Origin of the sequence: Pedobacter sp. KLB.chiD (assembly GCF_047040275.1) — a bacterium.
In the GTDB taxonomy this organism is placed as follows: domain Bacteria; phylum Bacteroidota; class Bacteroidia; order Sphingobacteriales; family Sphingobacteriaceae; genus Pedobacter.
Genome location: NZ_CP178207.1, coordinates 2,734,694 through 2,747,563 on the forward strand (window position 1 = coordinate 2,734,694; position 12,870 = coordinate 2,747,563).

Here is a 12,870-nt window from a genome sequence, read left to right on the forward strand (position 1 = left end):
TAAAAAACAGTCCTTTACAGGGTGATAAAAAAAATACTCAGTTTTGAGGAAATTTTAAAAGGCTGTGTAAAAAACGACAATAGCTGTAAAGAAATGATGTATAAATCATTCTATGGCTATTTAATGGGCATCATTTTAAGGTATACCAAAAATACTTCAGATAGTGAAGAACTTGTAAATGACAGTTTTATCAAGATTTTCAAACATGTTGGGGGCTTCAAAGCACCAAAGAACCCGGAAGAATTACAACGATCGTTTAAAGGCTGGATTGCCCAGATTGCTTCGCGGACGGCTATAGATAAGCTTCGCAGTGCTAAAGTTCAGTTTTATGTTGATGATCTGGCAGAAAGCGAACATCCGGCTACCCAGGTTTCGATTGCATCAGAACTACACGTTAACGATATTTTAAATTTACTAAACCACTTGCCAGATACGCAACGACTGGTATTTAACTTATATGAAATTGAGGGTTTTGCCCATGATGAAATTGCGAAGATGTTAAACATTCCTGAAAGTTCCAGCCGTGTTTATCTTACACGTGCTAAAAATAAGTTACGTACCCTTTACTTAAATACCATGGTCAATTCATATGAAAAAAATGGATAAGGAATTAATTGAGCATATTACCGCGCAACTCCAAAACCATGAGGAAGCTTATGCTAATGGTGCATGGGAGCGCTTTCTGCAGAAAGAAAATAAGAAAAGAGGTTTCACATCCTGGCCTTTGTGGGCTGCTGCTGCCCTAATTCTAATTTTCGCCGGTGTATTTTTTGCGCAAAAAAACTTCGATCAGAAAATAAATGTTGCCATAACCAAAGCTAATAATGGTCATCATTCTGCTCACGGACATACCGATAGCCTGATGGCTCCAAAACCTATGGAGTCTTCCTTAAATGATATAAACAGCCATTGGTCTGCTACAAAAAACCCAGCTGATCATCAAACAATAATAGCTCAGGAAAAGTTACCATCTGCAACTGAACAAAGGCAGAAACATGTCGTTTTTGATCCTTCAGTAGAACCAGATCCTTTAAATTACAACCTATTGGATCATCAAATTTCGCAGGTAAACCTGTCTGATCTAAAATCAAAACCGTTTGAAATCTTAACGGAAAAGAAAAAAACTCAACCCATCTCCACACCAACAGATTTTGAGAAGTTGCTGGCTCACGACAGTTATGTAAACCAACAGAAACCTACCGATAAAACGAGCGGAAATTCTAAATGGCAACCCGATGTTTATGTTGCCCCGGCTATGGGTAACGACAATAAGGTAACCATGAATTATGGGTTTTCTTTATCCTATGCCATCGCAAATAAATTGTCGATCAGCTCTGGTGTATCTTACGCTTCAATCAGCACAACAGAATCATTAAACGCTTCTGCGCCACAAACCTTATCGGGTAAAAATTTAGCTTCGGTAGATGCCAAAGTGCGTGGAATCAATGTACCTTTAGAATTAAAATACAACATCAGCGATAAACTTTACACCAATGTTGGTGTTTCTGCACTTGCGGTGTTAAATAACTCGCAGCAAAACAGTTATATTGTCAATCAGGTTCAAAGTTTCGCTGCCCCGGCGGTTAATGGTTTTGCAGATTCTAAAACCATGATTGTACAGGAAAAAAAGGTTGAGCCGCAACCCGAAGCGAGCATAGATCCTGATAAATATATCGGCTTTTACAATTTCTCTTTGGGTTATAAGCAAAAAATTTCTAAAAAGAACAACATCGCTATCGAGCCTTTTTTAAGGTTGCCGATGAAAACCTTTTCAAAAGAAAACCTGAACCTGACCAATGGTGGAATGCGTTTAAAAATCGATTTTTAAACTAAGATATTTAGTATATTTGGTTAAACGCCTGATATATGAAAAATATCAAATCCTATCCCACCGAAGATGAACTTCCTCCTGTTAAAACCCTTAACGAGATCGATTTTTCTGCCACTTACAGTTATGCAGATTATATGCGCTTCGAATTTGAAGAACGTTTAGAAATCATTAAGGGATACATTTTTGAAATGAGTCCTGCCCCTTCCAGGATGCAACAAAAAATATCAGGAAGAATTTTTAACTCTATTTACAATGCCTTACATGGTCATCAATGCGAAGTTTACGCTGCTCCTTTTGATGTACGTTTAGCCAGGAAAAATCAGGATGACAGCGAAGTTTTTACGGTGGTACAGCCCGATATCGTGGTGGTTTGTGATCCAGCTAAATTAGATGAACGTGGTTGTATCGGAGCACCAGATATTGTGGTAGAGATCTTATCACCCGGAAATAATAAAAAGCAACTCATTAATAAATACCAGGTTTATGAAGAAGCCGGGGTAAAAGAATACTGGATTGTAAGCCCTGCGCACCACACATTTTTCAGGTATATTCTGGATGAAAACGGCAAATTTCAGCCGACCAAACTACTTACGGAGGGCGAAGAGGTAACCACATCCCTTATACCCAACCTTAAACTCGTTCTGAAAGAGGTTTTTCAGGATTAAAAACAGGCATTAATAAAAAAAGCCAGGTGCTGAACAGTAATTTACCGTTCAAAACCCGACTTCTTTAAAATCATTTATGTCGGTTACTTAGTGACCTGAATGACCATCAGCACCGTGGGCATGGCCATGCGCCAGTTCATCCTGGGTAGCTTCACGTACATTTAAAATCACACCGCTAAACATTAGGTTTTTACCGGCCATGGGGTGGTTTAAGTCTACTGAAATGGTTTCATCATGCACGGCAGTAACACCAGCCCTGAATTGGTTACCATTGTTATCCTGCAAAGGAATCACATCACCAACATTTGGCAGTTCGCCACCCGCTTCGGTAAACATCGTTTTTGGCAGATCGGCAAAAGCACCCGGATCAACCTCACCATAACCATCTGCTGCAGATAGTTCAAATGAATATTCATCACCGGTTTTTAAACCGGTTAAATGCTCTTCAAATTTAGGCAACATCATGCCAACGCCATATAAAAATACTAAAGGATTTTGTTCGTCAGCTTTTTCTACAAAAACTTGTTGTCCTTCTTCGTTAGTAGTATGCAATTCGTAAGTTAACGCTACTACAGAGTTTGGTGAAATATTCATTTAAATTTATTTATTGTACATACAATAATGCTTCCTCAACAGTGTTAACCGGCAACTGGCATACTTTATTTCGGCAAATATAAACTTTTGTTTCATTGCTTTGCTTACCTTTTAACAGTGGTAAGTTACTTTTTGTTCCGCCCAATGTAATTTTGTTCGGAATATAATGGCCGCTCAATTCCAGTTTCACCACATCGCTCTCCAATCCGGTAATGGCAATTTCATTGATGCCGTAAATTTCGTTCAGCAATTGGATGGCCCAGTTGGAGTAGGCAGAACCGTAACTTTTAATCTTCGGCTGAACCGCAGCAAGCATTGCTGAAGCTTTTTCGGTATACGCCTCTATATCAAAAAGCAAACCCAGGTGCTGCAAATTCTGCGCCATGGCAGAGTTCGAAGCCGGGATCACGTTATCCATCACTTCATGTTTACGGGCAATTAAGTCCTCACTTTCGGCTGATGTATAAAAAAACATCGGCGAATCCGGGTCCGTAAAATTAGCCATCACATAATCGGTCAATGATTTTGCCTCTTCCAGCCATTTTTCGTCAAAATCAGCTTCGTAAAGTGCTGTTAACGCTTCAATAAAAAAAGCATAATCATCCAGAAAACCCGTAATAGAAGCCTTTCCGTTTTTATAGTTCCGGTATAAGCCACCATTTTCTGTTTTTAAGTGATCCAGGATAAAACGGGCTGCAGTTGAAGCCTTTTCGTAATAGCTCTGATGATTGAGCACCGCAGCCGCATCGGCCAAAGCTTTAATCATCATGCCATTCCAGGCGGTTAAACATTTATCATCCAAACCCGGCCTTACTCTTTTATTCCTAACTGCCAATAACTTCCCCTTAGCAGTGCTTACTTTATCATAAAGCACGGCTGCCGTAATATCAAATTTCGCAAAAAAATCGTCGTCACTAATCGTTTTGCGCAGGATATTGGTTTGTTCCTCTTCCCAATTCCCCTCTTCGGTAACATTATAATAAGCGCCTATTAGCTGAGCATCTTCACCCAAAACCTGATCAAATGCTGCTTTGTCCCAAACATAAAATTTACCCTCTACCCCTTCGCTATCCGCATCCAGTGCCGAATAAAACAAGCCATCGGCTGAAGTCATTTCATCAAACACCCAATTAATCGTTTCTACCACGGTCTGTTTAAAAGAATCAAATCTGGTGCACTGGTAAGCCTCGGCATATAAGCTGATCAACTGCGCATTGTCATAAAGCATCTTTTCGAAATGCGGCACATGCCATTTATCATCAACCGAATAACGGGCAAAACCACCTCCAATCTGGTCATAAATCCCGCCCCTGCTCATCTCTTCGAGCGTATGGCAAACCGCTGTAAAAACAGCTTCATCATCTTTTAAAAAACCATAACGCAATAAAAACACCCAGTTATTGGGCAAAGGAAATTTGGGCGCACGGTTATAACCTCCGTAGGTGATGTCGAAATGGCGTTTCCAGGGTTCGATAATTTCAGTCAACTGTTCCTGTGTATAGGCTTCCGCTTCAACTGCGGCAATGATTTTTTCGCTGTCTTTAATGCCCGAAGTTAAGCGTTCGGCATATTGGATGGCCTTATCGGGTTCGTTAGCCCATAGGGCAGCCACATTTTCCAGAATATTGATCCAATCGTTTTTCCTAAAATAAGTTCCGCCATAAATTGGCCGCTGATCGGGCAAACAGATGCAGTTTAAAGGCCAGCCGCCGCTCCCCGTCATCAGTTGGATGGCATACATGTAAATCTGGTCTATATCCGGACGTTCCTCCCGGTCTACTTTTATGCATACAAAATGCCGGTTCATCACTTCGGCAACCTCATGGTTTTCGAAACTTTCGCGCTCCATTACATGGCACCAATGGCAGGCCGAGTAACCAATACTCACCAGAATCAGTTTGTTTTCGGCTTTGGCCTTTTCTAACGCCTCCGTTCCCCACTCATACCAATCAACCGGGTTATGGGCATGTTGAAGTAAATATGGAGAGGAAGCGTGGATTAAATTATTGGTATCTGACATGACGGATGATGTAAAATGTAAGCGGGAAAATGGAATTTTATTTCGAGGCGTAAATCTATTAATAATCTACAAACCTGTTCCGATTTAGTTTTTGTTTTTATACTTTTAGGTTGGTAAATTCATCATATTAATTGTCGGGAATTATGCCGCGAATTTGATCAATCTAATTATGCAGAAAATAAATTGGGGTAAGGCAACTCCAGAAGGCGCAAATGTCAAAGACAATGAATTTTTTTATGTTTATAATCATGATTTGACATCTATTGAAAAAATAGACAGAACTATACGATTTGTACTTGGCAGATTAAAGTACTATGATCAGCACTTACCCGCTAATCCTAAGCACATAATAAAATTTGATTTGAGAGGTCAGAATATAAGTGATGAGACCTGCCATTATATTAAGTGTGCTATATATGAAGCTTATAATAGATACGAATTTTTAGAAATACAATTTATTAAACATGTCATTTAACATTATAGCCGAAACTTCTAAAAAACTAGACTACAATAAAATAAGAAATCATATTTATTCGGAGGACTTATTATTTGATTTAATTCCAATGCCTGAGTTAGGTGTTAAAGGCGGAGACGCCATCGGAATATGTATTCCTTTAAAAAATGTTAGTGAACAAAGTTGGGAGCAACTCAAGCCGATCTTAAAAATATTAAAATCCAAATACAGTTGCAAAATTTATGATTTATATGGAGGTCAGAAACTTGGCTTATTTAACCTAAACATTTTTAAGAAGAATTTATTAGGCACTTAAGTATCAACTACGAAACAAATTTAATCTCATGAAAATCACCCACACCGAAATATACCGCTTTAGCATACCGATGGAGCCCTTTGTTATTGCAACCGGAACCATGCATTTTGCACAGAATGTATTGATCCGCATTTTTACCGATACGGGCATCCATGGCATTGGCGAATGTTCGGCTTTCCCGATGATTGTAGGAGAAACCCAGGAAACCTGTATTGCCATGGCCAAAGATTTTGCCGCGATTTTAAAAGGTAAAGACCCTTTAGAAATTCCCGAACGGATGAACGATTTATTGGGTTATGCCGATCATAACGCCACCATTAAAAGTGCTTTTGATATGGCATTATTTGATATTGCGGCCAAAAATGCCAGTTTACCACTCTATAAATTCCTGGGTGGTACCAAACGCACCATAGAAACCGATATGACCATTGGTATCGATACCCCGGAGGGCATGGCCCATATGGCTTTGAAATATAAAGATCAGGGTTGCCGGATTTTAAAAATCAAACTGGGCAAAAAAGTGCATGATGATATTGAAAGGGTAAAACAGATCCGAGAAGCTGTGGGCGGGGATTTAAGTTTACGCCTGGATGCCAATCAGGGCTGGAGTTTTGATGAGGCCTTATTTGCTTTGGGCGAAATGGAAAAATACAATATCGAGTTTTGCGAACAGCCCATGCGTACCTGGTACGATGATCAATTGCCCGAGTTGAATGTAAATTCACCAATAAAATTAATGGCCGATGAAAGCTGTTATAACCACCATGATGCCCGAAAACTGATCAACAGCCAGTCGACCAGCTACCTGAATATTAAGTTCTCAAAATCCGGCGGTATTTTAGAAGCGCAGAAAATCCATGAAGAAGCCTTAAAACATGGAGTAAAGTGTATGATCGGCAGCATGCTCGAAACCCGGATTGCCTTAAGCGCCAACCTGCATTTTGCTTATGCAAGCCCGAATGTGGAGTTTTTTGATTTAGATACGGCATTGTTAGGCCATCTGGCTGACCCGGTTGTAGGTGGATTAACCTACAATGGCTATTTCCTGGATGTTCCTGATGAAATCGGTATCGGTGCAGAAGCGGATGAGTTTTTTCTGGAAAAATGTGAAAGCTGGACTATTTAGTTCAGTTGTTCATTAGTCAGTGGTTTACTGGTTTTCAAGCCAGTCTATTAGTGTAGTTCATTAGATTCCCATATGATGTAAATGGTCTTTAACAATGTATTTAAACAATGAAAGGATTGTAAAAATCACCTATAATAGGTCCTGAAACAAGTTCAGGATGACGATTGGCGAAGTATATTACTAACGACGTTATTTCACAAATCATTATAAATTAATATTTAACACTTTGCATTTCCATCCAGCTAGGCCATAGCACTATATCCCCGTTCTGCTTAAATCCGGCCTAACAAATTTTTCGGGCTGCACTGCCAAAGCCAACCTACCAGCTTTGAAAGAAAACGGCGTAACCCTCATGAATGCAGCTGAAAAATATAACAACAAATGAATAAATTTTCAGCCGGCATTTTATTAATGGTTTTCTGTTGTTTTCATTTGTATTAATGGGCTCGGCAGAGCCTCGGTTTTGTTTCTTTTTGATGCCAAAAAGAAAGAGCTTTCGGCGGCGGTGGACCTGTACCGATTTTTCATCGGTAGCCCAGGTAAGACCGTGCTGTATGGCAAAAGAAATCAATTATACGTCAAAATATTGATTTTTATAAATAAATTACCCCTACTATTGACAGACTCCAATAGAATGGTCGTCATCTCGACCGAAGCAACGCGAAGTGGAGAGATCTTTATACTAAGGTATTGTAATTAAATTTAAAAGATTTTGCTGCGCAGAGCCTTCGGGTTCTCCACTGCGGTCGAAATGACGATACCTCGAGACCATTCACCTTCTTTATCCATCTGTCAATTTATATTGATTTTTATAAAATTAATTAACCCTCAAGATGACGATTGGCAAAGTATATTACTAATGACTAATGAACTAATGACTAATGAACTAATGACCAATCACTAACGAACCAACAACCGATCCAATGCCAAACTATCCCCATTAAAAGCATTAAAATCAACTACATGGCCAATCCCGTTAATTTTCGCTTTATCAGAGTGTTGCCAGAATTTCCAGCGGCTTTTATCGAGCCTTAATCTGGGTTGATAATAATGCGCAACCCACAAAGGATAGTCGTCAAAGTGATCGGCTAAATAATCTTCATAAAATTTAAGTCCGGTGTAAATAATGGGTCTTACTTGGGTTTTCATTTCAACATAGTTGAGGAAATCAGCCAGTTCAGCCCGCATTTTTAAGGGTGAAACACCATCTAAAGATTCAATATCCACCACGGGCGGCAAATCCCCTTTCTCGATATTCACCACCTGTAAAAAAAATTTAGCCTGCGTTTTACCGTCCTTTTTTGGCCTGAAAAAATGATAGGCCCCGCAAATAATGCCTGCTTTGGGCGCTTCCCGCCAGTTGCGCTGAAAATAAGGATCAACCAGCATCAATCCTTCTGTGGCTTTAATAAAAGCAAAACGGATACTCACCTCATCCTCCTTCATTTCCTTTACCTGTTGCCAGTTTATTTTACCCTGGTAATAAGAAACATCAATACCGTGAACGGTATATTTTTTAGGGATTTTGATGTTAAAACTTTCATAAGTCCGGTAATTCGGATCCTGCCCCCAATCTTTCACCCACCTCCAGGTAGCCACAAAACTTTTTAATACATAGCCATAATAAAATGGCGAGAGTAAAACCAGCAATAAACCGGCAATACCCAACTTCAGCTGAACCGAAATACCACTTTTCTTTTTTCTGCCTGCAGCGGTTTTTCGGGTTACAGGTTTTCTAACGGCAGGTTTTCTGGTGACTGGCTTTTTATGTATCGGGGGTCTTTTCTCTGGCGGCATAGGTATTTAATGCTGCTAAGTTGGGGAAAATGTATGGAAATAAAAAAGCCTCCTGATTTGTGGACAAGAGGCAACCCAAATGTTTTCACAACGGAATAATCCTTATTGTGATTTGCTTTCTGAAACAAATATAGGATATAATTTGAAACGGCAAATACGGGAAGCCGTAGAAATTAAAAATACTTTGTCTCGATCTTTGTATTAAATCAAAGTCGAAAATTTAATATCTTGATTAAATTTTAATTAAAAAAGCAGAGGGAGAATCAAAAATGAAAGCAAATCACATCTAATTGGTTGAACATAATTTTTCGGTGTTTGTTGTTGTAAATATCAGTGGTTCGGCAGCATTCAAGCAAATCACAACAGAGGAATATCAATGATTTTAAGCCATCAGATTACAGCATAATGTTGTTCAATATGCCTTGGTCAAAAAGAATTTAATTTGTAAAATGGACATCAAAGCGTCCATCCGTTATAGAAACGGTTTTTCCGGCCTTTTCATTTCTTGCAGTAAAATAGAAACGTCCGGAAACGATATTATTAGCAACATCGTATTGGGTAATCGTTATTTTGCCTGCAACAGCTTTATAATCGAGATCGGGGCTACTATACCCCATTTCTGACGTAATCGCGTATTCTCCTACCGAGGTCATATTCCTGACCGGGAGCCCGATAGCTTCATTTGTGCTTTTTCTTATCGCCCGCAGATTGAGGATTTGATACTGTAAAGACGCTGTGAGTGCGGGGAGACCAAAAACACCATCAGGCGTATAAATTTTTCCATCAATCAGACAGCCAAAAGTGCCGCCCCCCCTCTGTGTTTCGGCGGGGAGTTCATCTTTTTTTGTAAAATCAAGTTTCTTTTTACAGGATGAAAAAATTAAAGCGAATAACAATAGCACACAAAAGCGGCTTGTGAGATGCCTGGAGGTTTTCATAGATGGCAGATTGGAGCGTGTGGTTTTACATTAGCTAACGTAGATAATTTATGAAACAAAACCAAGATTATTGCTAAATAAAAACCTATCTGGCTATTTTGAAAATTCCCAACCAGCAGAACCTTAAGCAAAACCGGCAAATTAAACACTACTGTTAAAATAATTGGTTGATCTCGATAATGGTAAAAAAAGATGCTTCGCTATGCTTAAGGATGACCTCAACCAATAATGCAATACCAAGCAAAAGAATTGAATTAAAATGATGAAATAACACCGGGCTTTTGGTAATTTTACTGCATCTGTATCACATGTTCAAAGTCATTTTCAATACCTACAAAACCTCATTTAACGGATTAAGCAAACAAACCTGGCTGTTGAGCATTGTGATGATGTTTAACCGTTGTGGCAGTATGGCCGTCCCGTTTATGGGTTTGTACGTTACGCAAAGCCTGCACCGGTCTGAAATGGATGCCGGTTTGATTATCACCTTATTTGGTGTGGGCTCAATTTTAGGTTCGGCAACCGGCGGGAAACTAACCGATATGATCGGTTTCAGGCCGGTACAGATTCTCTCCTCTATTATTGGCGGGCTGTTGTTTATTCTATTTTCCACCATCAGCCATTTTACTGCCCTGTGTGTGCTGGCTGTGGTGATCAGTTTCTTTTCTGAAGCCTTTAGGCCGGCCAATTTCACCGCTGTGGCCCATTATGCAAAAGAGCATACCATTACCCGCTCCTATTCATTAAACCGTTTGGCAGTTAACATCGGTTGGTCGGCCGGGATTAGCCTGGCGGGCATCATTGCCTCCATTAACTACAAACTTTTGTTTATAGTGGAGGGTTCGGTAAGTATCCTGGTTGGACTATCGATTTTGCTTTTATTGCCCAAGGTGCATGGTTTTATCAAAAAAGCAAAGGAAACCCGCAGCACCACGGTGATTTTAAAGCCCTGGCAGGATGGTTTCTATGTCAAATTTATTCTCCTCACTACCCTTTTTATTACCTGTGCTTTTTTGATGTTCAGGGTGGTGCCGGTATTTTTTAAAGAAGAGTGGCATATTGATGAATTTGCCATCGGGATTATTATTGGCTTAAACGGTGCCATTATCGCGCTGTTCGAGATGATTATGATCAATAAGATTGAAAAGAAAAGATCGCCCATATTTTTCATCGTTATCGGCTCTGTTTTTTTTGCGGTATCTTACCTGTTGTTAAGTGTGCCGATTATTTTCCATGTGCTATCGGCCGTGTTAACCATTGTAACCTTTACGGTGGGCGAAATGTTTGTGCTCCCTTTTATCAATACCGTGGTGATTAGCAGGAGCAACGAACACAACCGCGGTTTATATGCAGCAGGTTATACGCTAAGCTGGTCTTGTGCGCAGGTGGTGGGTCCGCTGGCGGGTTTTTATATGGCCAAACACCTGGGCTATAACTGGCTCTGGTTTGGCCTGGCCTGTATTTTATTGCTGTGTGCCTATGGTTTTAGCCTAATGGATAAACGCCAGCAGCAAGCGGCATTAGAAACAATTTAGTTTACAGTTGGCAAATTGCCAACTGTAAACTACAAACTGATAACTGATCATTGGAAATTAAGGCTATTTAAATTTCTGTGCTTTAACGCCTTCTTTGGTAATTTTTACCGGTAAAATCATCCCGTCGGCATCAAATTTCATTTCATCGATGCAGGTTTCGCGATGGTTGCCATCGGTTTCGGTTAGTGGCCTTCGGTGGTAAACAATGTAATATTTATTTTTTTTCTCATTGATGATCAGTGAATGGTGCCCTGCCCCTCTGGCAATGGTAGGATCTTGCTGTAAAATTTTACCTACCCTTTTAAACGGACCAAATGGCGAATCGCTTACGGCGTAGGCTACCGAATAATCAGGCCCGGTCCAGCCGCCCTCGCTCCACATGAAATAGTATTTACCATTTCTGATGAACATATACGGCCCCTCTACATAGTTATCGGGTGTAATTTCTTTAAAAATCTTACCATCATCAAAAGGCAAAAAGCCGGTAAAATCTTTGTTTAGTTTGGCAATATTACAGTGTTTCCATCCTCCGTAAATGAGATAGTATTGCCCGTCTTTATCTTTAAACACAAACTGATCAATCGGTTGTGCACCGTTATGAAATTTACCTACCAAAGGTTTTCCCAAATGGTCTTTAAACGGGCCTTCCGGTTTATCGGCCACTGCAACACCGATTCCGCCAAGCTCGTTATCGCTCTGGATATCGTTAGCGCCGAAAAACAGATAGTATTTTTTATCTTTCTGAACAATAGCCGGTGCCCACATGGCTTTATTGGCCCACTTTACTGCAGCGGTATCTAAAACGTGAGGGTGTTTTTTCCATTTCACCAGGTCGTCAGAAGAAAAAGCATCCAGAAAAACCTGTTCTTTATACCTGGCCGAGTAGGTGGGGTAAACCCAGTATTTATTGTTAAAAACAGCGGCTTCAGGATCTGCATACCACCCCGGGAATATAGGGTTTCCGGATTGCTTAATCGTTTTAGTATCCTGCGCAAAAGAAGTGAGCGCGGATAAAAGTAAAAGAGATGAGAATAAATATTTCATGGGTACAATTTAGAAAAAAATATGTGTTTTTAAAATTTGGTGACCGGTTAACCGCAAAGCGCGCTAAGAAAAACCGCAAAGAACGCAAAGTTGGGCGCCTATTGTTTTAACCACGGAGAAAACTGAGACGAGACACAGAGAAAACTGAGTTTGGCCATAAGGGCGATTTAACCACAAAATTCGGTAAGAAAAGGCGCAAAGAATGCTGAGCTTCCAGTTTATCCTGTTTTAGGAAAGCAATTACAGTGCTTATGGGGTTCGGCAGCCTTGCTCCCGTTCCTGCTCCGGCGAAGAATCAGGAGCATCCCCTCAGATCTGGTTTAAGTAGCAGTGATAGCGATGCCATTAACGTTTTAAAGCAAACGCCAGTAATAGCCTCCGCCTACAGGAACCTTACTTTGTTCAGTAAACCCGACAGCAGCGGGTAGCCCGCAGTGAAGCGCAGCGAAACGAGGACTACAAGCAAATGGCGGGGCGAAAGCACCTATGGAACACAGACCGTTCGTTTCCAAAAAAAAACTTTTTAATAAATAAATTGGGAAAGGATGGT

General features: G+C 40.2%; 12 protein-coding genes. 7 read left to right on the forward strand and 5 right to left on the reverse strand.

Annotation, left to right across the window (positions count from 1 at the left end):
* Positions 1-21 precede the first annotated feature (21 nt).
* Genes ACK1I8_RS11225 through ACK1I8_RS11235 form a run of 3 tightly spaced genes read left to right on the forward strand, consistent with a single transcriptional unit; the run spans position 22 to position 2,496 of the window.
* Positions 22-606, forward strand: coding sequence for an RNA polymerase sigma factor (locus tag ACK1I8_RS11225; protein ID WP_412465481.1), 585 nt, complete (start codon positions 22-24; stop codon positions 604-606).
* Positions 599-1,828, forward strand: a complete 1,230-nt coding sequence (locus tag ACK1I8_RS11230; protein WP_412465482.1) for a hypothetical protein — start codon at positions 599-601, stop codon at positions 1,826-1,828. Before ACK1I8_RS11225 ends, ACK1I8_RS11230 begins: the two co-directional genes overlap by 8 nt.
* Positions 1,829-1,866: 38 nt before the next feature.
* Complete coding sequence (locus ACK1I8_RS11235; RefSeq protein ID WP_412465483.1) at positions 1,867-2,496, forward strand: Uma2 family endonuclease; 630 nt, start codon at positions 1,867-1,869, stop codon at positions 2,494-2,496.
* 87 nt (positions 2,497-2,583) lie between these two features.
* On the opposite strand, the gene ACK1I8_RS11240 is transcribed toward ACK1I8_RS11235, so the two are convergent.
* Together ACK1I8_RS11240 and ACK1I8_RS11245 are read right to left on the reverse strand one after the other, a co-directional pair.
* Positions 2,584-3,090: an FKBP-type peptidyl-prolyl cis-trans isomerase gene (locus ACK1I8_RS11240; protein ID WP_293789909.1), complete on the reverse strand. Its 507-nt coding sequence runs from the start codon at positions 3,088-3,090 to the stop codon at positions 2,584-2,586.
* A 10-nt stretch (positions 3,091-3,100) separates the two neighbouring features.
* Positions 3,101-5,110 (reverse strand): thioredoxin domain-containing protein, encoded by a 2,010-nt coding sequence (locus tag ACK1I8_RS11245; RefSeq protein ID WP_412465484.1) that lies wholly within the window; start codon positions 5,108-5,110, stop codon positions 3,101-3,103.
* 169 nt (positions 5,111-5,279) lie between these two features.
* Between ACK1I8_RS11245 and ACK1I8_RS11250 the strand changes: the two genes are divergently transcribed.
* From ACK1I8_RS11250 to ACK1I8_RS11260, 3 genes are read left to right on the forward strand one after another with little or no spacing between them, the layout of a single operon-like run.
* Complete coding sequence (locus ACK1I8_RS11250) at positions 5,280-5,585, forward strand: hypothetical protein (protein WP_412465485.1); 306 nt, start codon at positions 5,280-5,282, stop codon at positions 5,583-5,585.
* Positions 5,575-5,880 (forward strand): hypothetical protein, encoded by a 306-nt coding sequence (locus ACK1I8_RS11255; protein ID WP_412465486.1) that lies wholly within the window; start codon positions 5,575-5,577, stop codon positions 5,878-5,880. Before ACK1I8_RS11250 ends, ACK1I8_RS11255 begins: the two co-directional genes overlap by 11 nt.
* Before the next feature lie 28 nt (positions 5,881-5,908).
* Positions 5,909-7,006: a mandelate racemase/muconate lactonizing enzyme family protein gene (locus tag ACK1I8_RS11260; protein WP_412465487.1), complete on the forward strand. Its 1,098-nt coding sequence runs from the start codon at positions 5,909-5,911 to the stop codon at positions 7,004-7,006.
* Positions 7,007-7,906: 900 nt separating this feature from the next.
* Here ACK1I8_RS11260 and ACK1I8_RS11265 read toward each other — a convergent pair.
* Positions 7,907-8,803 (reverse strand): glycoside hydrolase family 25 protein, encoded by an 897-nt coding sequence (locus ACK1I8_RS11265; RefSeq protein WP_412465488.1) that lies wholly within the window; start codon positions 8,801-8,803, stop codon positions 7,907-7,909.
* 437 nt (positions 8,804-9,240) lie between these two features.
* Complete coding sequence (locus ACK1I8_RS11270; protein WP_412465489.1) at positions 9,241-9,741, reverse strand: DUF6252 family protein; 501 nt, start codon at positions 9,739-9,741, stop codon at positions 9,241-9,243.
* Between the two features lie 308 nt (positions 9,742-10,049).
* On the opposite strand from ACK1I8_RS11270, the gene ACK1I8_RS11275 reads away from it, so the two are divergent.
* Positions 10,050-11,276, forward strand: coding sequence for an MFS transporter (locus ACK1I8_RS11275; RefSeq protein WP_412465490.1), 1,227 nt, complete (start codon positions 10,050-10,052; stop codon positions 11,274-11,276).
* Positions 11,277-11,339: 63 nt separating this feature from the next.
* Here ACK1I8_RS11275 and ACK1I8_RS11280 read toward each other — a convergent pair whose 3' ends face one another.
* Positions 11,340-12,320 (reverse strand): glycoside hydrolase family 43 protein, encoded by a 981-nt coding sequence (locus ACK1I8_RS11280; protein ID WP_412465491.1) that lies wholly within the window; start codon positions 12,318-12,320, stop codon positions 11,340-11,342.
* Between the last annotated feature and the right edge of the window lie 550 nt (positions 12,321-12,870).

Coding starts and splice junctions, on each gene's coding strand:
- ACK1I8_RS11240 (WP_293789909.1), bottom strand. CDS start 3,090: ATGAATATTTCACCAAACTCTGTAGTAGCGTTAACTTACGAATTGCAT.
- ACK1I8_RS11265 (WP_412465488.1), bottom strand. CDS start 8,803: ATGCCGCCAGAGAAAAGACCCCCGATACATAAAAAGCCAGTCACCAGA.
- ACK1I8_RS11280 (WP_412465491.1), bottom strand. CDS start 12,320: ATGAAATATTTATTCTCATCTCTTTTACTTTTATCCGCGCTCACTTCT.
- ACK1I8_RS11250 (WP_412465485.1), top strand. CDS start 5,280: ATGCAGAAAATAAATTGGGGTAAGGCAACTCCAGAAGGCGCAAATGTC.
- ACK1I8_RS11235 (WP_412465483.1), top strand. CDS start 1,867: ATGAAAAATATCAAATCCTATCCCACCGAAGATGAACTTCCTCCTGTT.
- ACK1I8_RS11230 (WP_412465482.1), top strand. CDS start 599: ATGGATAAGGAATTAATTGAGCATATTACCGCGCAACTCCAAAACCAT.
- ACK1I8_RS11270 (WP_412465489.1), bottom strand. CDS start 9,741: ATGAAAACCTCCAGGCATCTCACAAGCCGCTTTTGTGTGCTATTGTTA.
- ACK1I8_RS11245 (WP_412465484.1), bottom strand. CDS start 5,110: ATGTCAGATACCAATAATTTAATCCACGCTTCCTCTCCATATTTACTT.
- ACK1I8_RS11275 (WP_412465490.1), top strand. CDS start 10,050: ATGTTCAAAGTCATTTTCAATACCTACAAAACCTCATTTAACGGATTA.
- ACK1I8_RS11260 (WP_412465487.1), top strand. CDS start 5,909: ATGAAAATCACCCACACCGAAATATACCGCTTTAGCATACCGATGGAG.
- ACK1I8_RS11255 (WP_412465486.1), top strand. CDS start 5,575: ATGTCATTTAACATTATAGCCGAAACTTCTAAAAAACTAGACTACAAT.